Genomic DNA, 22500 nt, shown 5'->3' with positions numbered 1-22500 from the left:
GGAAAACCCTGGAGGATAAAACATGATGAAAACAAAATATTTTAGAGTAATAATCGTTATCCTGTTCGCAATTGGAATTGCTTACTTATGTCGTTCCTTTGTGTTTGCCAGTTATGTCGTTGACGGGGAGTCGATGGAACCGACGTTAGAGGATCGGGATTTATTAATGGTGAATAAGGTGATTTACAGTTTAAAAGATGTAGATCAATTCGATGTTATTGTATTTCATGCGAATAAACAGGAAGATTATGTTAAACGGGTTATTGGCCTGCCGGGAGATCGGATTGCATATAAAAATGATGTGCTTTACGTTAATGGAGAACATGTAGAAGAGCCTTTTTTACATGCTTTTGTCAAAGCAAGTCATACTATGCCACATACCACGGATTTTGATTTAGAAGAAAAGACAGGAGAGACGAAGGTACCTGAAGGACAGCTATTTGTGATGGGCGATAATCGCGAAGACAGTTTGGACAGCAGATCCATTGGCTTTATATCAATAGAACAAATTGTTGGCAAGGTCGGAATCAGGTACTGGCCGCTCTCCCATGCAACCTTTAGTTTTGGTGAATAATATAAGAAAATCGCCTAAAAATGTATACTACAAATTAGAAAACTTGGCTTATCCCCGAGCCTTAATGGCGAAAGCCTTAGCCTGGACTTATGTAGGAGGAAAGTTTAAAACTTTCCTATCTGCCAACAAAGCTTTTATCTGGTAAAATAGATAAAGGCTTTATTTTTAGCTCTTTTCACAAAGGTTGGAACTGCACCGTGGGTTCGCCCCACCGAAAAACTTTGCTGTTTTTGACACAAAGTCTATTAAATGCGACGTAAGATCAGGTTGATTTCTGCTCCGGGCAGTCGCTTTCCGCGGGCAACGCTTCAACTTCCTTGCCCCGGCAAGGGGGATGCCGACGTTGTTCGCAAAGGACGGTTTTAGTCGGCCCTCATCGCCCGCTTCCTGCGGGATTTTCAGCTGGGACTGCGCTAACTCGTCCCACCATAAAGACTTGTTGCTTTTTCCGCTGGAGTCGACCGCCCTACGCTCCAATCAACGATCAAAATAGGGTCAACAGTATTTTATCTTTGCGTCGTAAGTGCAACTAAGACTCTTGCGGACCATCTGAACCAAGTTTTCTTTATAAGGCAATTGATAAATAATATACCATTGCATAATACTAGCGGAAGAAATACATGCAGACTCCTGCGGGAAAGCGAAGACGATGAGACCCCACAGCGAGCGTTCTTTGCGAGTGAGGAGGCTCATCGCGAGCCCGCGGAAAGCGTAATGTATTTCTGTAGCGGTGGTATGTTATGACGCAATTTCTATCAACTGCGAGAATTTAAAAGCAACAAAGCTTACAAAAAGAGCATTATTTTTTTATTGCTAGACCTGAGGAGGTACAACCATGGGAATCCGTTTTTTGTTGGGACGAGCGGGAACAGGAAAGAGTGGGAGAACGTTAGATGAAATAAAAGAGAAACTGCTTGAGGACCCGCAAGGACCACCCATCTTTTATATTGTTCCAGATCAAATGACATTTCAACAGGAATATGCATTGTTTAACGATAAAGAAATACAAGGCAGTATTCGTGGACAGGTTGTCAGTTTTTCCCGTCTTGCCTGGCGTATATTGCAGGAAACAGGTGGGGGAACAAGACAATTTATTAGTTCCGTGGGCATGCAAATGATGCTTAGAAAAATCATCGAAGAAAGACAAGGTGATTGGCGTGTTTTTCAAAAAGCAATGGAGAAGCAAGGGTTCCTGGACCAATTGGAAAGCATGATTACCGAGTTTAAACGGTATGAAATTACACCGGAAATATTACAATTGCAGATTGATCAACTTAACCAGTTCGTACATAAAGAACCGAGTGAAGTGGCACTGACTAATAAATTGGACGACTTATTATATATATATGAAAAACTAATCGATGCGCTTAAAGATAACTATATTGATAGTGAAGATCAATTACAATTACTGGCGAATAAGATCGAAGAATCCAATCTGTTAAAAGGTGCGGAAATTTATTTTGATGGTTTCCACCGATTTACTCCAAAAGAAATCATCGTGATCGAAGCATTAATGCTAAAGTGTAAGTCGGTGACATTCACTTTAGCATTAGATGACCCGGAGAATGAGACGGTTTCTGAACTCGATTTATTTTATCAAACAACAGAAACCTATCATGTCTTAAAACAAACTGCTGAGGAAAATAATATTCAAGTGACGGACACGATTCAATTTGATCCAGCAAACGGCAAATTCAAGAATCGTCCTTACTTTTCCCATTTAGAGGAAAACTTTGATGTAAGACCTGCACCTGTTTACGAGGGGAAAGTACCGATTCAAATTGCCGAAGCAGTTCACCCCAGAGCAGAAGTGGAAGGGGCTGCACAGGAGATTATCCGGCTTGTTCGCGAAGAAAATTACCGGTTTCAGGATATGGCAGTATTTATTAGACAAACAGACGTCTATCATGACTTAATCGATACAGTTTTCGGTGATTATGATATCCCAGTATTTATTGACGAAAAACGAACGATGCTTAATCATTCATTAATTGAATTGCTTCGTTCCGTGCTGGATATTGTGGAAGGGAACTGGCGGTATGATGCTATCTTCCGTGTGCTGAAAACTGGCTTTATCCCGCCCACAGATAAAAATGAGCCGTTAACAAGCGATGCGATTGATGAATTGGAAAATTATGTGCTGGAATATGGTATTCGCTCACGGGAACGCTGGTGTGGCAGTGAGGAATGGAAATTTCAGCGGTTCCGCGGTTTTGATCAGGCGGCGCAAACGGATGCCGAGAAGAAAATTCAGATCAGCATTAATAAATATCGAAACCAGGTTGTCCAAGCATTACAACCCTTTGACGAGCAAATAAGAGCAGCTGCTACGGTAAGTGAGCAATGTGAAGTTACTTATATGTTATTGGAAAACCTTGGTATACCGGAGCAACTGGAGAACATGCAGCAAGTCTTTGATGACCAGGGAGAAATAGAGAAAGGCCGGGAACAGGAACAGGTTTGGGATGCGATTATCCAGTTATTTGATGAAATGGTAGAGATGGCAGGAGATGAAAAAATGTCGCTGTCCATCTTCCGTTCCACACTGGAAGCAGGCTTTGAAACATTGAAATTTGCCCATGTGCCACCAAGTATGGACCATGTTATTGTTGGAACGATTGACAGATCAAGAATCAGCGGAATTAAGGCAGGCTTCCTGCTTGGCGTAAATGATGGTATATGGCCGATGAAACCACCTGGTGACGGCATGATTAATGAGCAGGAAAGATTGATGTTAGCAGAACATGGACTGCAATTAGCAGAAAGCAGCAAGCGACAGCTGCTGGATGACTGGTTTTATATGTATGTTGCCTTTACAGCAGCACAGGATCGGCTGTGGGTCAGTTATCCACTCAGTGATGAAGAAGGAAAAGCAAAAATGCCATCCCAGTTGATTAAACGGGTAGAGGATTTATTTCCCAACTGCTGTGAGCATCTATTGCTACAGGATCCGGAAGAATTAATCGATGCAGATCGATTTATTACAACGCCAGTTAAAACAAGATCCGCCTTAACAGCACAACTGGCTCGCCAGCAGAAAGGTTATCCGATGCGTCCTGTCTGGTGGCATGTGTTAAATTGGTATATTAAACAGCAACCAAAATACGGCACGACGTATACGATTTTACAAAGCTTATATTATCAAAATAAGCCTGTGAATTTAGCGACAGAGACGGTAGAGCAAATATATCCGAAACAAGTAAAAGCAAGTGTCTCCAGGCTGGAAACGTATTATAGATGTTCTTATCAGCATTTTGCTAAGTATAGTCTTGGCCTAGAAGAACGAAAAACCTATAAGCTGGATGCACCGGATATTGGACAGCTTTTCCATGAGGCCTTAAAAATAATTACCGAATGGATACAGGCTGAAGGAAGAGACTTTGCGGGACTGACAGCAAAGGATACAAACACGTATGCACAAAAGGCTGTTGGCAAATTAGCACCAATCCTGCAACATCAAATCCTACACAGCTCAAATAGATACAAATATATTCAGTTGAAATTGCAGGAAGTGATTGCTAGAGCCGCATTCATTCTAAGTGAGCAGGCGAGACAGAGCGGTTTTTCACCGGTTGGTTTGGAGCTCGGTTTTGGTGAGAATGAAACCTTGCCACCTTTAACGATCACATTGCCGAATGGATTTGAACTAGTGCTACGTGGTCGTATTGACCGAGTGGATAAAGCGACTGTAGAAGAAGCATTGTATTTGCGAATTATTGATTATAAATCCAGTTCTAAAGGTTTGAACCTAGTAGAGGTTTATTATGGTTTAGCGTTGCAAATGCTCACCTATTTGGATGTTGTTCTTTCCCATTCGGAATCGTGGCTCGGTGCAAAAGCAACTCCAGCGGGTGTACTTTATTTCCATGTCCATAATCCAATGATTTCCGGAAAAGAGAAATTATCGGATGAGCGTATTGAGCAAGAAATTTTGAAAAAGTATAAGATGCAAGGACTCCTTTTATCGGAAGCAGATATTGTGAAGTTAATGGATACATCACTAAATGAAGGTATAAGTAGTCACATTGTCCCAGCGGGTCTGAAAAAAGATGGCAGCTTTTACAGCCATTCAAAAATTGCGGATCCGGATACCTTCACAGGTTTACAGAGCCATATTCATCAGCTGATCGTAAGCGCTGGTGTTGATATGACAGGTGGTGGAGTTCATTTAAATCCTTACCAGCATAAGGAAAAAATTGCTTGCACGTTTTGTCCATTTCATTCGGTATGTCAATTCGATCCGATCCTGGAAGACAATAATTATCGCAAGCTGACAGATATGAAGGACGATGAGATTCTTAAAAGACTTTACAGTGGGGAGGACATGTAATGGTGAACTGGACGGAAGGACAAGCGGAAGCAATCTATACGGATGGTAGTGACGTACTCGTTGCTGCCGCAGCGGGATCAGGGAAAACAGCCGTGTTAGTCGAGCGGATTATTCAAAAGCTGATCAACAAAGAAGACCCTGTAGATATTGATAGATTACTTGTCGTTACCTTTACAAATGCATCTGCACAAGAAATGCGTAACCGGGTCGGTTTGGCATTGGAGCAGGCACTGGCTGAAGATCCAACATCCAATCATTTGAAAAAACAACTATCATTACTGCAACGTGCTTCCATTTCAACGTTACATTCCTTTTGCTTGGAGGTTATTAGGCAATATGCCTACTTACTCGACATTGATCCAGCATTTCGAATTGCCAATGATATGGAAATTGATTTAATCAAACAAGAGGTCATGGATGATCTTTTTGAAGAATGGTATGGTGCGGAAGCGGAAGAACAGCAAGGATTCTTCGCGGTTGTTGATCGATTTTCGAGCGATCGAAGTGATGTAGAAGTCGAGAGCTTGATTCTTGATCTCTATACGTTTGCGGTGCAAAATCCTGCACCGCAAAAGTGGCTCGATCAGCTGGCAGAAACGTATGAAGTACCAGATAACTTTGTAGAAGCGGAATTAACGTGGTTAACGATTATTAAACAAGAAGTAATCAATCAGCTTGAAGCTGTAAAACAGGAAGTGGAATTAGCCAGGGAATTGACCGAGGATAGTGATGGTCCCTCACAATATATGGAAGCAATTGAGGCTGATTATGTCAATGTGATAGAAGCAAGTAAATATGTAGATACGTGGGATGACCTGCAATCCTTTATGACCGCAAGTTCTTTTGTGAATTTATCCAGAAAAAAAACGGAATGTGACCCGGATAAGAAAGCCAAGGTGCAAGCACTAAGGAATAGCTATAAGAAGCGCTGGAATAGCATGAAGGATAGCTGGTTTAAGCGGAATCTATCAGGACATATAGCGGACATGCGTGAATTGGCACCAGTCATAAAGCATCTAACAGGACTGGTAAAACAATTCCGCAGTCGATTTGCTGAACATAAAAAAGAAAAGGCTATTGTTGACTTTTCTGATTTTGAACATTTTTGTCTGGCGTTACTGGTGGATGAATCGTCTGATTTGGACGATCCAAAGCCATCCAGTGTTGCACGGCATTTTCAAGAGCAATTTCGCGAAGTGCTTGTAGATGAATACCAGGATACAAACCTGGTACAGGAAACGATCTTACAATTAATTAGTGATCAAACCGGGCCTGGAAATATGTTCATGGTCGGGGATGTGAAGCAGAGCATTTATCGTTTTCGGCATGCTGAACCATCACTGTTCATTGAAAAGTATAAGCGTTATAGAGAGGCAGATAGTCAAGGGAAACGGATTGATCTAGCCAGTAATTTCCGCAGCCGAGAGCATGTCCTGACAGGCGCCAACTATATATTCCGGCAAATATTAGATGAAGCATTAGGTGAGATTAATTACGACACGAATGCTGAATTGATTTATGGAAATAAAATGTACGATGAACAAGCTTTTTCCGATCCTTGTCCGGAGCTGTTAATTATTGACCGTGAGGCACCAGAAGAAAAAGAAGACCTGTCAGAACAGGAAGAGGACTACCAAGATCTGGAAAAGGCGCAGTTGGAAGCAAGGGCATATGCAGATAAAATTAAAACGTGGATTGGTCATAAGGAAGATGGGCAGGCACTACAGGTGTTTGATAAAACGGCACAAGGACAACGCGATATGCAGTACCGGGATGTTGTCATATTGATGCGTTCAATGACATGGGCACCAACGATTGTTGACGAGCTGAAAAAGCAAGGTATCCCTGTCTATGCAGAGCTTTCAACTGGTTACTTTGAAGCAATTGAAGTTAAAGTGATGATCAGTTTGCTCAAGGTGATCGATAATCCGCGTCAGGATATTCCCTTAGCGTCCGTTTTAAAATCGCCAATCGTAGGCTTGAATGAAGATGAGTTAGCTGCTATTCGGCTGGCAGATCAATATCATACCTATTATGATGCATTACGGAAATTTGAACAGCAGACCACGGGCGCAACTGCGGAGAAAGTAACCCGCTTTCTGGCATTGCTGAAGCAATTTCGTTTGGCTGCCAGGCAAGGTGCATTGTCTGATTTAATTTGGTCGATCTATCGGGAAACCGGCTATTATGATTTTGTTGGTGGTATGCCTGGTGGACGACAACGTCAGGCTAACCTAAGAGCGCTTTATGATCGCGCGCGCGGCTATGAAACAACTTCTTTCCGTGGCTTGTTCCGCTTTTTACGCTTTATTGAACGGATGGAAGAACGAGGCGATGACCTTGGCTCGGCAAGAGCATTAAGTGAACAAGAAGATGTCGTACGGATCATGACCATTCATAAAAGCAAAGGCCTGGAATTCCCGGTTGTTATTTTAGGTGCGATGGATAAACAATTTAATTTAATGGATTTAAGGCAAAAATATTTATTACACAAAGACTTTGGATTTGCGACAAAATATATTGATCCAGTAAAAAGGATCACCTACCCGACGTTATTTTACCATGCCTTGAATCAAGAAAAGTTACGCGAACTGTTAGCAGAAGAGATGCGTGTGCTCTATGTCGCATTAACCCGGGCAAAGGAAAAGCTTGTCATGGTTGGTAATGTGCCGTCTTTTGAGAAAAAACAGGAAAAATGGCATAAAGTCATCAACCATGATGATTGGGTACTTCCGGCACATTTCCGCGGGGACTCCAAATCGTATCTGGACTGGGTAGGACCGGCATTGTTGCGTCACAAGGACAACGATATTTTACGATCAGAGGACATTGGTACATCTGTCTTAAAGGCGATTCAGTTGGACCCGTCACAGTGGAAGATTTCGATTGTCCATGGCAGCACCTTGACCAATTTGGAAGAGTCCACGGAAGAAACGGATCGACAACTACAAGAGAACATTGAAAACTGGCAGCCTGTAGAAGTATCGGATGAAGCGCTGGATAAAGCAGTCGATGATCGCCTATCATTTCAATATCCATTTGCAGAAGCAGCGCATTCCCGTGCCAAGCAATCCGTTACCGAAATTAAACGGCAACGTGAGCTGAAGGATGATTACAGTGCAAACCAGCTCGTCCAGTCATTTCAAGCTCCAATTGTAAAAAGACCAAACTTCATGCAAAAGGAAAAAACAATTACAGCTGCGGAAAAAGGGACAGCAATGCATACTGTCATGCAACATTTACCTTTAACCAAACAGCTTGAAAGTACCGAAATTGTAGAACAGCTCGAGGCTTTGGTAGATAAAGAAGTAATTACAAGCCAGGAAGCAGATATTATCGACATTAGCGCTATTGAACAATTCTTCACAACAGATATCGCAACATGGATGATGGAAAAACCAACATTATATCGCGAGGTGCCCTTCAGCCTTACACTTCCGGCTAGCAAAGTATACGCCGCCTGGAAAAGTGATGTGGAAGAAAATGTGCTCATCCAAGGTGTGATTGACGTCCTCATCCCGAAGGACGACGGATGGATCATTCTGGATTATAAAACAGATGCGATTCCTGAGGATGTCTCGGACCAAGTCAAAGAAAAACTTATAAAACGTTATGAAACACAAATGGAATTGTATCGCTATGCGATCGAGCAAATCTGGAAACAACCTGTTAAAGAAACGTACCTTTATTTCTTCTCGAAGGCACTGTTGATTCATGTACCTAAAGAATAATAACCATAAGCGCCAGCTTTCTTTTTGGAGAAGGCTGGCTGTTTTTGTGTTGTTAATTGACTGAAAATTTCAGGAAATATATACTGAAGATAATAATGCATTGTTGCGAAGGGGGAAAAAGTATGGATGTTGATGTAATCGTAGTTGGAGCCGGTCTTGCTGGGCTTGTGGCTACGGTTGAGATAGCGGATGCCGGGAAAACAGTATTACTGCTTGATCAAGAGCCCGAAGCGTCATTAGGTGGACAGGCATGGTGGTCTTTTGGTGGTTTGTTTTTAGTAGATTCGCCCCAGCAGCGCCGGATGGGTATCAAAGATTCGAAAGCATTGGCATGGCAGGATTGGTTAGGTACTGCAGGATTTGATAGAGAGGATGATGAAGACTATTGGGGTAAAAAATGGGCGGAAGCATATATAGATTTTGCAGCAGGTGAGAAGCGTGCTTGGCTTTATGAAATGGGGGTACGTTTTTTCCCTGTTGTTGGTTGGGCAGAACGTGGTGGATATCTCGCTGAAGGTCACGGAAACTCTGTCCCACGTTTCCATATTGTCTGGGGGACAGGTCCAGGAATCGTCTCCCCGTTTGAACGGCGTGTTCGCGGGCACATGAAGAATGGAGTGGTGACTTATTTACCAAGACATCGTGTCGACCAGTTACTTGATGATCATGGTGTCATTAACGGTGTTCATGGTGCAGTGTTAGCCCCAAGTGCCGCTTCCCGTGGGGAGGAAAGCAATAGAAATGTCATTGATACGTTTGAGTATCAGGCAGAAGCAGTAATGGTTACTAGTGGAGGCATCGGTGCCAACCATGATTTAATTCGGGCGAACTGGCCTGACTGGCTTGGCGAACCACCGAAGGACATTATTACAGGTGTGCCCACACATGTTGATGGGCGAATGCTTGCTATTACAGAAGATGCTGGTGGTCGGATCGTCAATCGGGACCGGATGTGGCATTATACAGAAGGGATAAAAAACTGGAATCCGGTATGGCATAAGCATGGAATTCGTATTTTGCCTGGGCCATCTTCAATCTGGCTGGATGCGGAGGGACGCCGATTTTCAACACCCAATTTTCCCGGCTTTGATACACTTGGTACACTAGAAGCGATTCAAAAAACAGGGTACGATTATTCCTGGTTTATATTGACACAAAAAATCATAGAAAAAGAGTTTGCGCTTTCCGGATCCGAGCAAAATCCGGATCTAACAGGAAAAAGTATTAAGAAAGTATTGAAAAGAGCCTTGCCTGGTGCTCCTGGCCCTGTACAGGCATTTATGGACAGGGGTGGGGATTTTGTTATCGCCGATAATATCGATAATCTTGTGATCGGCATGAATAAATTAATTGGTGAAAAGCGCATTCGAACGGAACATGTTGAACGCCAAATTGTCGCACGAGATCGTGAGATGGATAATAAATTTACCAAAGATCTGCAAGTAACTGCATTGCGTGGTGCCCGTCAATATTTGGGTGATAAGCTCATTCGTACAGCACCCCCACACAAGATATTGGATCCTAAAAATGGACCGCTGATTGCGGTGCGATTGCATATTGTCAGCCGTAAAACATTGGGCGGCCTGCAAACCAATCTATCGGGGCAAGTGCTCAACGATACAGGTGATCCTGTACCAGGCTTATATGCAGCAGGGGAGGTTGCCGGATTTGGCGGTGGCGGTGTACATGGTTATCGCTCATTGGAAGGGACTTTCCTAGGTGGATGTTTATTTTCCGGAAGAGAAGCTGGCCGGGCGGTTGCTGCAGCATTGAAATCGTAAGCTGCTTTAAAAAGTTTGTTGCTATTTATTTGTTAATAATTAGATTGGGGAGCCTAAAAAAAATGGAGGAAAAATTCATTCAGTCGTAATTATGAGGAATGATCAATGGCTAACGGATTGGAAGGGGCCTTGTACGTTTTTTTCGTTAAAATTAGCGAGTTGAGCTAGCGCAGACTCCTGAAACGTGCTACGATGCCAAAATGATCCAGGAATAAAGCCCCTTTCCTTACTGGACCAAACAAGGTTAGGGGAATTATCTATTATTAATCCCCCGTTGCAGATAGATCATTTCTTCGGCGAGTTTTTTAATTCTCTTAGAAACATCACTATCTATAATTTCATCACTTTCTTCATTAAAGGAATCATTATGGATAAAGACATTATTCGTAGGGGTTAAACCCTTAAAATAAGTAAGGATTGGCTTTAATTGATATTCTGGTACCAGAAAATGTTTGTTAGATAATCCTGTTGCTACAATGCCTGTTACTTTATATCTAAAGGCATATTCGGGAAAAAGATCTAACAAGTTTTTTAATGCTCCCGAAATGGATGCTTGATAAATCGGCGTACCGAATACCAGAAAATCAGCAGACAAAATTTTATTAACAACATCCCAAGTATCATCGTTATAATCACCTAACGGGGCACCAACAGAAAATTCAATCTCATAGTCTCTTAAGTCAATTAACTCTGTTTGTATGGTTGAATCAAGCAGTTGAGCTGCGACCAAAACGTCGTTTACAGCTAAAGGTGTCTTGTCACCAGCAAGTGCGCCCGATATCCCAACAAGTTTCATCATTACGACCTCTTTTCACATAATCATTCGTATTTGACATTGAATAAGGCGCCGTTACGGCACCTTATTCAATGGTGTATTATTACGGCTTACCTCGCTGATATCAGTTATTTTTTCAACCGGATTCATGGTTTTTCATGATAAATCATTCTACCTCAGAACCTCAAAACTTACAGTTAGGCTTTGATAATGGACCCTATATCAGTCTAGGATATCTTATCCTAAATTTTAATGCAACTAATTTTCTTGTGTTTGAATGGAATGTGCAACAACCCGCCGGATGTTGAGTGCTGCTACCCGTCTCTCTTAAATTCATATGATATAATTATTAAATCATCTTAGAAATAGAAAGGGATTTTCATCGTGCTCGTTTTATTAACGATGCTAGTTATCGGACTGTTGCTTGGTTTCATCGGTGCAGGCGGTTCTGGCTTTATAATTGCGGTATTAAGTGAAGTATTTGATGTTCCTATACATACAGCGCTTGGAACATCATTAGCTGCAATGGTATTTACATCATTATCAGGTACACTCAGTCATCTAAGAGAAAGAAATGTGATGGTAAAGGTTGGCCTGGCAACAGGTTTGTTTGGAGCGGTTGGTGCTTTTTTAGGTTCACACATTGCGGATATTATTCCAGGGCATGAGCTAAAATGGTTTACCGCTGGCATGCTGATTCTATCCGCTATCTTACTTTGGATTCGTGTAACCATTGGATTTGGTATGTTTTCCACACAAACAATGGCAAAAAAGAACCTATCATCGAAAGGTAGATTCTGGGCGGCAGCTGGTGGAGTCGGTATCGTAACCGGTATCCTGTCTGGCGTATTCGGCATTGGTTCTACGCCATTTATTCAAATTGGTTTGCTCGTCTTTTTTGGCCTATCCATTCAGTTATCTGCAGGAACTACAATGCTTGTCATTATGCCGATTGCATTAGTAGGAGGTTTTGGCTATTATTCAGTCGGTTTTCTGGATTTTAAGTTATTTGCAGAAGTAGTAATTGGAACAATCATTGGTTCTTATATCGGTGCTAAATTTACAACGCGTCTGCATCCATTGGTATTAAAAATAGCCATGGTAGCTGTTCCGATGCTCGGCGGGATTATTTTATTACTTGGAAAATAGTAAAGATCAGCAAAAAGGTGGGGTGGTGAGGGTATTACGACTGAAAAATAATTGGTGGAAATTACCCAACAATATGTGAAAAAAGATGGAGGAAAAATAACATGGTGCTCTTTGCATCAGAGCACCATGTTTATTAGGCTTGTAAAACAGCCTTGATATGATCAATTGCCCAATCCAAATCTTCTTTGCTGATAGTCAGTGGTGGGGCAAAACGAATCACATTTTCATGTGTTTCCTTACATAATAATCCTTTTTCTTTCAATGATTCACAATAGGGGCGGGCAGATTCTGTTAATTCAACACCAATAAACAAACCTTTTCCACGCACCTCTTTAATTTTGGGATTTACGATCGTCTTCAATTGACCCATCATGTAATTACCAAGTTCCAATGCACGATCCGCAAGTTTTTCATCTTCCAGCACATTTAGTGAAGCAGTGGACACTGCGCAAGCCAAGGGATTTCCCCCAAAAGTGGAACCGTGAGAACCAGGTGTGATTACGCCAAGAATATCTTTGTTTGCTACAATACAGGAAATCGGCATAACGCCTCCACCCAATGCTTTTCCAAGAATCAAAACATCTGGTGTAACGTCTTCCCAATCACAAGCAAACATTTTACCAGTACGAGCTAATCCTGCTTGAATCTCATCGGCAATGTATAATACATTATTCTCTTTACAAACATCATATGCCTCTTTTAGAAAGCCTTCAGGCGGTATATTAATGCCAGCTTCGCCCTGGATTGGCTCAAACAGGAATCCGGCTGTGTTTTCGTTAATGGCTTCTTTTAATGCATCGATATCGCCGTAAGGAATGATTTTGATACCTGGTAGCATGGGACCGAATCCGCGTTGGTATTCCGCTTCTGAAGAAAGCGAAACAGCTGTCATCGTTCTACCATGGAAATTACCTTTACAAGCAATGATCTCAGCTTTGTCTTCTGCGACACCTTTGACATCATATGCCCAACGTCTAGCTGTTTTTATAGCTGTTTCTACAGCTTCAGCACCTGTATTCATTGGTAGTGCCACTTCTTTGTTCGTCAATTTACAAATTTTTTCAAACCATGGACCCAATTGGTCATTGTGAAACGCACGTGAGGTTAGTGTTACTCGGTCAGCTTGTTCTTTTAATGCTCCAATGATCTTCGGATGACGATGTCCTTGGTTTACTGCTGAATACGCGCTGAGCATATCCATATAGCGATTCCCTTCAGGATCTTCCACCCAAACGCCTTCAGCCTTTGCTATCACAACAGGAAGCGGGTGATAATTTTTTGCGCCATATTCCTGTGTTTGATCAATAATTTCTTGACTTGTTTGTACCATGCTATCCCTCCACATTAAAATAATAATCATTTTTAATTATAACAGTTTTTGGACTAATTAGCTTCTTTTCAGATGTCAAAGATTTGTTTAGAAAACTAAGGCTTTTGCCAAACCATTATGGCAAAAGCCTTAGTTGCACTTATGCAGGATAAGAAAATTCTATATTTACTTATCTGCCAAGTGAATTTTCACAGGTGACATGTTATGATGGCAATAGTCTAGTAAACATTAAAAATGGACATTGCTAACACAGCTTATTTGGCAGTAAAGAAAGTATCTATCACTCCTTTCTTACTACATAAGCAACTAAGGCATACGCCTAAAAGCTTGGCGTATACCAAGATTTCTAAAAAAAGAGGAGGCTTTTTAAATTGGCACATATGCACATTACATCATGGGTTCTTGCATTAATCCTGATTATTCTTGTTTCTATGTTTTATAAACAAGGGAAAATGAAACCTGGGAAAATACTTCACATGATACTACGTCTTGATTATTTATTTATTCTGTATACCGGTATCACGTTATACTTTACGCACTATTATCCGAATGCAGGCGGGTTTGGTCCCGAAGTGATCTTAAAAATGGTTGCCGGTCTGTGGGCAGTTATTTCAATGGAAATGATTGGGGTAAAATTGAGCCACAAAGAACCAATTAAGGGCTTTGTAATCCAATTAATTATCGCAGCAGTTATTGCGATCGTATTAGGATTTGGACGTTTACCATTTGGTATCCTTCCATAAATAGTTCTTATCATAGAAGACTATCCAGACTTTTGGATAGTCTTTTTTTAGTCTGTTTAAAAAAACAAAATATGTAGTCTTTTCAACAATATATCAATATTTCTTGACTATTGATTTGGAAAGTTAATAATAGGATAGGGAAGTACATCTATTTGGAGGACGGATTGTTATGAAAAGAACAGCAATAATGCTTTTAACAGCTCTATTTATTTTTACAAATGTAAGTTATACCGAGGCTGCAGGATTAGAGGATAGACAACTAAATGAAGAAGTTATTTATAATATATTGGTGGACCGTTTTAACAATGGTAATTTCCAGACGGATGACCAAGTTGATCTAGATGATCCTCGAAGCTTCCATGGTGGAGATATTCAAGGTATTATTGCAAAGCTGGATCAGCTGGATGAATTAGGTATCACGACGATTTCTTTATCACCAATTATGGAAAATGCACCTGGCGGGTACCATGGTAATTGGATAGAGAATTTCACCCGGATGGATGAACAGTTTGGTTCGATAGAGGATCTTGAAGCACTCATTGATGGAGCGCATAAAAGAGGAATCAAGGTTGTACTTGAATTTGTAACGAATTATGTAGCGAAAAGTCACCCGATCGTTGATGATCCGGACAAACAGGACTGGGTCAAGGAACAGACAGAAACAGATCCGGAATGGTTAGATAATGTAGTGAAGCTTGATCAGGATAATCTGGAAGTTGCCGCGTTTTTACATGATGCTGCAAATTTCTGGATGGACGAAACAGATATAGATGGATTCAAGTTGCAGGCTGTTGACCAGTCTTCCTTGGACTTTCTTGCCAATTTTACTAAAGATATTAAAGAAAGAGACCCGGATTTTTATTTACTTGGCGATATTTTAGTGACTGATGAAAATAGGGAACAGATATTAGAGAAAACAGAGATTCAGGCAATCGATAATGTAGCACTTTATGAATCAATGACAGATGTTTTTTCTAAAGTTGATACCCCAGTTATAGATTTATTGGAAACAGAGAAAAACAACGGGGGGGATGCTGATTTATTATATGTAGATAATCAGTATACGAAACGTTTCTCCCAGCAATTTGCGGAGCAGGGACGTAATGATGTAACGACATGGAAACTGGCATTAACCTATATGTATACGATGCCGGGTACGCCTGGGATTTTCCAAGGATCTGAAATACCAATGTATGGTGAAAATGCGGAAGAAGCACAGATGCTCGTACAATTTAATAGTGGGAATACAGATATTAAGGAATTTCATGATCGAATTGCTTCCCTAAGAACAGAATTCCCTGTACTTAGCTATGGTGATTTTGAAATCGTTGATTCTAGCAAGGCGATGAGCGTGTACAAACGAACATATAAAGATGAAACGATGTATATTGCCATCAACAATGGCAGCGAATCGGAATCCGTAACGGTGACGGGAATGGACTCAGGTATGCAATTACACGGATTCCTTGGGGATAATATCGTTCGTGAAACAGAGAATGGCGAATATAAAATCGGGCTTCCGCGTGAAACAGCAGAAGTCTTTACGGTAGAAGAAGATAGTGGGCTGAATTGGGGCTTTATCGGATTTATTCTCGGTGTTTTTGCGTTGTTCATTGCGATGATTGTCTTTTTAAGCCGGAAACAAAAGAAAAGAAATGCTGAGGCTGACGCCGAACAGAAGAAGTAAATAGCTACGTGGAAAAAGTGCTGCATGTTGCGGTGCTTTTTTTGTTTTTAAAAGGGTTTTTGAAAAATGTGTCGAATTATTTATTGTAAGCAGTGATTGAACAGAATGAAAGCGTCATAGTCATTTCTTTGCTAGAAGAGATTAAAGATCGCTAGGCGTTGTATGAAATCGCAAATTACTAGGCTTGACGCGTACAATAGAAGGCAGAAAGTCTTACAGGTGGGATAAAAATATGCGTTCAGAAAAAGAAATGATGGATATGATTTTACATGTGGCGAAGGAAGATATGCGAGTTCGGGCTGTGGGGATGAATGGCTCCCGAACGAATCCAAATGCAACGAAGGATCTGTTCCAGGATTATGACATTGTCTATCTTGTTTCGGATATGCAATCGTTTATTAATGATCCGGGTTGGATCGATGTATTTGGGGAACGAATGATCATGCAGACACCAGAAAATATGGCCTTATTTCCACCTGAATTGGGTGGCAGGTTCTCCTATCTGATGTTGTTTAATGATGGTAATCGAATAGACCTGATTCTCGCACCAATAGAAGAAAAGGATCTATATTGTAGGGAAGATAAGCTGACAATTATTTTGCTGGATAAGGATAATAAGTTACCTAGCATTCCGGCACCGACTGATGAAGCATACTGGATGAAGCGACCTTCTGCAGCTTTTTTTGCGGATTGCTGTAATGAATTTTGGTGGGTTTCGACGTATGTGGCAAAGGGATTATGGAGAAAAGAAATGCTTTATGCACAAGCACATTTAAATATGGTTAGAAACATGTTAAATCAAATGTTGGAGTGGCAAGTTGGGATTGATACAAACTTTTCCGTTAGTATTGGTAAATCAGGAAAATACTTAGATGCATTTTTACCAAAAGCATCGTGGGACAAGCTCTTGCTAACTTATGCAGATGGCAGTTATGATGGTGTCTGGAACGCTTTATTTACGATGTGCGAACTTTTTCGTGAAACAGCGGTATTTGTTGCAAATACGTTTAACTTTCAGTACCCATATCAAGAAGAACAGGCAGTGAGCGGTTTTTTACAGCATGTTAGAAATCTACCAGCTGATGCAGCGAAAATATATTGACATTTAGTTCAGTGTAGAAGGAAAAGTTTAACCGAAAGTCTCTTTTTGTAAGTTTTGTTGCTTTTAAATTCTCGCATTTGATAGAAACTGCGACGTAACAGCTAGGTGTTGTCCGCAAAGGACGGTTTTAGTAGGCCTTCATCACCCACTCTGCGGGGTCTTCAGACTCGTGCTGTTCCCGCGGGAGTCAGCGATCCTCCGCTCCAAACACCCATCACAATAGTTGAAAGCATGCTAATATTGTATTGTTGTCAACACCATGTTAGCGAAGGAAATACACGTAGACTCCTGCGGGAAAGCGAAGACGATGAGACCCCGCAGCGTTCTTTGCGAGGAGGCTCAGCGCGAGCTCGCGGAAAGCGTAGTGTATTTCCGAAGCGAAGTCAAGGCGCAATCTATTACGTCGTTGTTTATAGATTTTGTGTTTAGAAAACTAGGATTTTGCCTAGCAGAAGTCATAGTTGCACTTATGCAGGATAAGAAAGATTTAAACTTTCTTATCTAACAAAAATAACTAAGATTTTCGGTGCTGTCCAAATCTTTGAGAAAATAGCCAACCGAAAATACAATTTCTAAGGAGGTAATAAAACTGGTACAGATTTTATTAACAATCATATTGCTAATCGTATTCGTTTTTTCTGCAACTGTTGTCATACGTAAAAGAAAAAGGATGGGTATAACAGGAATAAAAAGTGCTTTAACCTCTATTACCTTTTTTCTTATTGCTATAACAAATATATTGGCTTATTGGTTTCATTTTATGGGGTTAGTGAGTTGGACGATTACTGTTATTTTATTGATATTAGGCGCTTACTTCACAAGATATATGCCAATGTCTGAAAGCTGAAATATCAATGAATGAATACATATATGTAAGCACTTGAAGGAGAGAATCAGTTGTTAAAATATGTTTATATCATTGGAGCAATTATATTATTAAGCTTTATTTTATTTATTGTTTTTATAAAGTGGTTGAACACAAGTAGCACGAATTATATTCGGAAGATGTTGCGAAAAGAAGGGATTAAATCCTCGATGGTTTTTCAAGAAAATGGCGTGTTGAAAATGGATATACGTTCATCTGACATGATGTCTCTTGCAAGTACAGTGAAGATTATGGTGGCAATGGAGTATGCCTATCAGGCTGCGGAAGGCAAGGTAGATGGAGAGACGCCTATCAGTCTCAAAGATCTTGAGAAATATTATCTTGCTGGGCTCGATGGCGGAGCTCATAAGGCCTGGTTAAAGCATGCTGAAGAAAAAGGCTTCATTGAAAATGACCAGGTGTCACTGAAAGAAGTAGCAAAAGGAATGATAACATTTAGCTCCAACGCGAACACTGAGTTTTTAATGGAGAAACTCAGTCTACAATCGATTGAAGATAGAATGAAGGGAATTGGTGTAAAGAACCATTCCACATTATATTACTTTGTGTCCGTGGTCTTCATTCCTTATGAGATAAAACAGCGGGAATATCCAGATCTGACGATGAAAGCGGTAAAAAAACACATTGTTGAAGAAATAAGAAAAATGAATGATGATGAATTGTTATCCTTTTCAACTATCATTCATGATAAATTAATGACGGATAAAGCATACAAAGAAAAAGTCAATGTGTCTGATTGGTGGCACATGGATTATGATCAACTTTATTCCGAAATTTTTATCAAATCTACGACATTCGAATATGCAACCATTATGCAGAAAGTGAATAATAAACTGTTTCCGGAAAGTGTAAGTGAAGAAATGGAATACCTGCTTGGCGCGTTAATGGAGAATCCAGTAAATCAAACGTGGCTTAAACGCGCTGGAAAAAAAGGTGGCTCCACGCAATACATATTAACAGACGCTTTGTTTGCGGAAGATAAGAATGGAAATAAGTTTGAGATGGCGATTTTCTTTAATAAGTTGGAATGGTACGAAACCCAAAAGCTAATGAATAGCCTGAATGGATTTGAATTGCAGCTTTTAAGCGATAAAATGTTTCGTGAGGAAATTTATGAAAGGTTATAGTAAGCGTGCAGTAATAAAATCCCTCACGTGCCTCCTAAAGCGTATGAGGGGTTATTTTTGCAGTTAAGAAAGTATAACTACTTTCTTACTGCATAAGTGCAACTAAGGCTTTCGCCATTAAGGGCTTGGCGATAAGCTAATTTTTCTAATGTTACTGTCGGACATGATGAAAGCAATTAACATACCGAAGGAAATCATCAGCGTTAATGCAGTTCCCATATCCATTGGCAACACCCCCTTCTTGGGAAGTATCCCAGAAGGTGAAAAGGTGTGCCTAACCCCTCATGCGAAGCCAGTCTATTGTATGCCAATTATAACACATGGATAGCGCAAATAAATCGTTTACCGCCATTTTTCCACGTCCCAAACTTTTGTTACCCAATCTTCGTAAAAATCCGGATCATGAGATACAATTAAAACTGTCCCATCATAGGTGCGTAGCGCTTCCTTTAACGCTTCTTTCGTATCTACATCCAGGTGGTTCGTTGGCTCATCCAGTATAAGCCAGTTACTTTTAGCTAGCATGAGGCGGCACAAACGTACTTTTGTTTGTTCTCCACCACTTAATGATTTTAGTGGCTGGAAAATATGTTCACTTTTCAAGCCACACCGGGCAAGATTTTGGCGTACTTCTTTTTGTGTTAGATCAGGAAAGGCTGACCAAACCTCTTCTAGTGCAGTGTGCGCCGCACCAGAATGTATTTCTTGTTCAAAATACTCAGGAAGAACACGATCACCAATGGAAACAGAACCAGAAAGGGCAGGCAATTCGCCAAGCAGTGTTTTTAGTGTCGTTGTTTTACCAATGCCGTTATGCCCGACAATCGCTGCTTTTTCTCCACGCTTCAGTTCTAAGTTGACCGTGGAAAACAAGGGTTTATCATATCCTACCTGTAAATCCGCCGCTTTTAATAATACACTCACAGGTTGTTTGAAGACTGCAAAAGAAAAGTTGGGTTTTGGATTATCGTTTGGCTTTTCAATCCGTTCGATTTTTTGCAGCTTTTTTTCACGGCTTTTTGCCTGTTTCGCTGTGGAAGCACGTGCTTTATTTTTTTGCACATAGGTTTCTAATTTTTCAATTTCCTCTTGTTGACGTTGAAATTGTTGATGGATTTGTTGTTTTCGTAATTCATAGGCTGCTTCGAATTGCTCGTAGTTGCCTACATATCGAGTCAGTTGTTTATGTTCTAGGTGGTAAATAATATCGACAATCGCATTCATAAAAGCTGTATCATGGGAAATAAGCATAAAGGCATGTGGATATGCTTTTAAATACTGTGTTAGCCAGTCAATATGCGCGGTATCCAAATAGTTTGTTGGCTCATCAAGTAATAACACATCTGGTTGCTGTAATAATAATTTCGCTAATAGGAGCTTTGTTCTTTGACCGCCGCTCAAACTGGAGACATCTGTATCCATTCCGAGTACTGTCAGACCTAATCCTGCAGCCACTTCTTCGATTTTTGCATCGATGCTATAAAAATCATTTTGTTCCAATTCCATTTGTAAGTCACTGTACCGCTTTAAAGTTGCATCCAGTTCTTCATTTTCCGGGTCTGCCATTTTTTCGGTCAAATGGATCATTTCTTTTTCAGCATCAAATAGGTGACGATAGGCCCCCTGTAAAAAAGTATGCAAACTTTCTCCAGCCGTTAGATCAATATGCTGTTCTAGATTGCCGGTTTTAATATTGGGGTGCCAAGTGACGTCTCCCGAATCAGAAATTAACTGACCGGTTAATAGACCCAATAAGGTTGATTTTCCCGCTCCATTGGGACCAACAAGCCCAATATGCTCCCCCTTTAACATGCGAAATGTGACATCGCGAAAAATAAATTTATCTCCAAAGCTATGTGTGAGCCCTTGAACATCTAAAATACTCATTATTTTTTCTCTCCTTTGTTTGTATCGTTTACGTCGGGTGCAAGCACAAAGGAAGGATGCTGCTGACTTTTAAGATAATCAAAGACATCAAAAAAGGACAGAGCGATATGCCCTGCCCAAAATAAGACTTTTGATTGTCTTCAACTAAAAGGTTCAGGTGTTTATCCGCCGCTTGTAACTTGCATTTGACTTAATAAAAATGGACACACGTATCCCGTCCTTAAGCAAATACGAGTTGAAGCACAACAGATAAAAACATCATTCACCCTCATTTCTACAGTTCAAATTATTCCTATCTATTAAAATTACCACTTTACAGAAGATTATTCAACCTATTTTCTCTGTTTTGTTAAAAAAGGGACTTTACCCATTAACAATCGTTCCGCCGTTCACATGCATCATCTGTCCGGATACATAGGTAGCATTTTCACTTGCTAAGTATACATATGCGGGAGCAAGTTCTTTTGGTTGCCCTGGTCTCTTCATCGGGGAGTCACCGCCAAAAGAATCTACTTTTTCCTTTGTAAACGTGGATGGAATTAAAGGTGTCCAAATTGGCCCGGGAGCAACACCATTTACACGAATTCCCTTGTCAACTAATTGGCTGGCCATTGATCTGGTAAACGAAGTAATGGCTCCTTTTGTTGCTGAATAATCGATCAGATCTTTGCTCCCCTGATATGCGGTGATGGATGAGGTATTAATAATTGAACTGCCAGCTTTTAAGTTTGGCAATACGGCTTTTGTCATATAGAACATACCGAATACGTTGGTGCGGAAAGTTTGTTCAAGCTGTTCACTCGTAATATCTAAAAAGCTTGTTTGTGGGTGCTGCTCTGCAGCGTTATTAATTAGAATATCGATCTTATTAAATGTATCCAATGCTTTTGTTACGGCGGCTTCACAGAAGGATTGACTGCCAATATCTCCATTGATCAATAAACACTTTTGACCCGCTTGCTCGACAAGACGCTTTGTTTCTTTTGCATCGTCATGTTCGTTCAAGTAAATAATAGCAACATCCGCACCTTCTTTTGCAAAATGAATGCTGACAGCCCGTCCAATGCCACTGTCACCACCAGTAATTATAGCAACTTTATCTTTTAACTGATTACTTCCTTGATAATTTTTACGAATATATTCTGGTTCAGGGCGCATTTTGGATTCAATGCCTGGCTGATTATCCTGATGCTGTGCTGGTGGGGTTTGTTTTCCGTTAGATTTTTCCATCGCAATAATTCCTCCTCATGATTTATCGCAGTTTGGCGGGCAGTAAAACTTCCATATCAAAATATAGGGACTTCGAAAATTTCAGATGGAGGGTAACTGCCGCACAAGCCCGATTGGTTTAACTAACATTCAGTGGACACGGAATGAAGTTTCACTTTATCTAGTATA

13 protein-coding genes are annotated in these 22500 nt (G+C 40.7%); 9 read left to right on the top strand and 4 right to left on the bottom strand.

Translation table 11 applies throughout. From position 1 onward, the window contains the following. Positions 1 to 22 precede the first annotated feature (22 nt). From lepB to JOC34_RS19765, 4 genes are all read left to right on the top strand, one after another. The gene (gene lepB / locus JOC34_RS19780) at positions 23 to 574 is read left to right on the top strand and encodes a signal peptidase I (RefSeq protein ID WP_205138516.1); all 552 of its coding nucleotides are present in this window, start codon (positions 23 to 25) and stop codon (positions 572 to 574) included. An 835-nt stretch (positions 575 to 1409) separates the two neighbouring features. After that, the gene (gene addB / locus JOC34_RS19775; RefSeq protein WP_205138515.1) at positions 1410 to 4904 is read left to right on the top strand and encodes a helicase-exonuclease AddAB subunit AddB; all 3495 of its coding nucleotides are present in this window, start codon (positions 1410 to 1412) and stop codon (positions 4902 to 4904) included. Next, positions 4904 to 8635: a helicase-exonuclease AddAB subunit AddA gene (addA, locus tag JOC34_RS19770; RefSeq protein WP_205138514.1), complete on the top strand. Its 3732-nt coding sequence runs from the start codon at positions 4904 to 4906 to the stop codon at positions 8633 to 8635. The genes addB and addA overlap by 1 nt, the downstream gene beginning before the upstream one ends. A 122-nt stretch (positions 8636 to 8757) precedes the next feature. Further along, on the top strand, positions 8758 to 10416 hold the full coding sequence (locus JOC34_RS19765) for an FAD-binding dehydrogenase (RefSeq protein ID WP_205138513.1): 1659 nt from the start codon (positions 8758 to 8760) through the stop codon (positions 10414 to 10416). A 253-nt stretch (positions 10417 to 10669) separates the two neighbouring features. Here the strand turns inward: JOC34_RS19765 and JOC34_RS19760 are convergent, their stop codons facing one another. After that, positions 10670 to 11212 carry an NADPH-dependent FMN reductase gene (locus JOC34_RS19760; protein WP_205138571.1) on the bottom strand — a complete coding sequence of 181 codons (543 nt, stop codon included), beginning with the start codon at positions 11210 to 11212 and terminating at the stop codon, positions 10670 to 10672. A gap of 363 nt (positions 11213 to 11575) precedes the next feature. Between JOC34_RS19760 and JOC34_RS19755 the strand changes: the two genes are divergently transcribed. Continuing rightward, complete coding sequence (locus tag JOC34_RS19755) at positions 11576 to 12340, top strand: TSUP family transporter (RefSeq protein WP_205138512.1); 765 nt, start codon at positions 11576 to 11578, stop codon at positions 12338 to 12340. 133 nt (positions 12341 to 12473) lie between these two features. Here JOC34_RS19755 and JOC34_RS19750 read toward each other — a convergent pair whose 3' ends face one another. After that, positions 12474 to 13670, bottom strand: a complete 1197-nt coding sequence (locus tag JOC34_RS19750; protein WP_205138511.1) for an ornithine--oxo-acid transaminase — start codon at positions 13668 to 13670, stop codon at positions 12474 to 12476. A 380-nt stretch (positions 13671 to 14050) separates the two neighbouring features. On the opposite strand from JOC34_RS19750, the gene JOC34_RS19745 reads away from it, so the two are divergent. The 4 genes from JOC34_RS19745 to JOC34_RS19730 all read left to right on the top strand — a co-directional run bounded on the left by JOC34_RS19745 (position 14051) and on the right by JOC34_RS19730 (position 19215). Further along, positions 14051 to 14413, top strand: a complete 363-nt coding sequence (locus JOC34_RS19745) for a YisL family protein (RefSeq protein WP_338062704.1) — start codon at positions 14051 to 14053, stop codon at positions 14411 to 14413. A gap of 169 nt (positions 14414 to 14582) precedes the next feature. After that, complete coding sequence (locus tag JOC34_RS19740; RefSeq protein WP_205138509.1) at positions 14583 to 16100, top strand: alpha-amylase family glycosyl hydrolase; 1518 nt, start codon at positions 14583 to 14585, stop codon at positions 16098 to 16100. A gap of 232 nt (positions 16101 to 16332) precedes the next feature. Further along, positions 16333 to 17202, top strand: coding sequence for an aminoglycoside 6-adenylyltransferase (locus tag JOC34_RS19735; RefSeq protein ID WP_205138508.1), 870 nt, complete (start codon positions 16333 to 16335; stop codon positions 17200 to 17202). Positions 17203 to 18099: 897 nt separating this feature from the next. Then, on the top strand, positions 18100 to 19215 hold the full coding sequence (locus JOC34_RS19730; RefSeq protein ID WP_205138507.1) for a serine hydrolase: 1116 nt from the start codon (positions 18100 to 18102) through the stop codon (positions 19213 to 19215). Positions 19216 to 19557: 342 nt separating this feature from the next. Here JOC34_RS19730 and JOC34_RS19725 read toward each other — a convergent pair whose 3' ends face one another. Together JOC34_RS19725 and JOC34_RS19720 are read right to left on the bottom strand one after the other, a co-directional pair. After that, positions 19558 to 21102: an ABC-F family ATP-binding cassette domain-containing protein gene (locus tag JOC34_RS19725; protein ID WP_205138506.1), complete on the bottom strand. Its 1545-nt coding sequence runs from the start codon at positions 21100 to 21102 to the stop codon at positions 19558 to 19560. 363 nt (positions 21103 to 21465) lie between these two features. After that, entirely contained in the window at positions 21466 to 22332 is an 867-nt protein-coding gene (locus JOC34_RS19720) for an SDR family oxidoreductase (protein ID WP_239544609.1), read from the bottom strand. Between the last annotated feature and the right edge of the window lie 168 nt (positions 22333 to 22500).

The organism is Virgibacillus halotolerans (assembly GCF_016908515.1).
GTDB lineage: Bacteria > Bacillota > Bacilli > Bacillales > Amphibacillaceae > Virgibacillus_M > Virgibacillus_M halotolerans.
This window is presented reverse-complemented; position numbering and strand designations above follow the sequence as displayed.

What these genes read in the sequence shown, in the direction of transcription:
- JOC34_RS19740 (WP_205138509.1), top strand. Translation starts at nt 14,583, where the DNA reads ATGAAAAGAACAGCAATAATGCTTTTAACAGCTCTATTTATTTTTACA.
- addB (WP_205138515.1), top strand. Translation starts at nt 1,410, where the DNA reads ATGGGAATCCGTTTTTTGTTGGGACGAGCGGGAACAGGAAAGAGTGGG.
- JOC34_RS19750 (WP_205138511.1), bottom strand. Translation starts at nt 13,670, where the DNA reads ATGGTACAAACAAGTCAAGAAATTATTGATCAAACACAGGAATATGGC.
- JOC34_RS19765 (WP_205138513.1), top strand. Translation starts at nt 8,758, where the DNA reads ATGGATGTTGATGTAATCGTAGTTGGAGCCGGTCTTGCTGGGCTTGTG.
- JOC34_RS19760 (WP_205138571.1), bottom strand. Translation starts at nt 11,212, where the DNA reads ATGAAACTTGTTGGGATATCGGGCGCACTTGCTGGTGACAAGACACCT.
- JOC34_RS19745 (WP_338062704.1), top strand. Translation starts at nt 14,051, where the DNA reads ATGCACATTACATCATGGGTTCTTGCATTAATCCTGATTATTCTTGTT.
- JOC34_RS19725 (WP_205138506.1), bottom strand. Translation starts at nt 21,102, where the DNA reads ATGAGTATTTTAGATGTTCAAGGGCTCACACATAGCTTTGGAGATAAA.
- JOC34_RS19735 (WP_205138508.1), top strand. Translation starts at nt 16,333, where the DNA reads ATGCGTTCAGAAAAAGAAATGATGGATATGATTTTACATGTGGCGAAG.
- addA (WP_205138514.1), top strand. Translation starts at nt 4,904, where the DNA reads ATGGTGAACTGGACGGAAGGACAAGCGGAAGCAATCTATACGGATGGT.
- lepB (WP_205138516.1), top strand. Translation starts at nt 23, where the DNA reads ATGATGAAAACAAAATATTTTAGAGTAATAATCGTTATCCTGTTCGCA.
- JOC34_RS19720 (WP_239544609.1), bottom strand. Translation starts at nt 22,332, where the DNA reads ATGGAAAAATCTAACGGAAAACAAACCCCACCAGCACAGCATCAGGAT.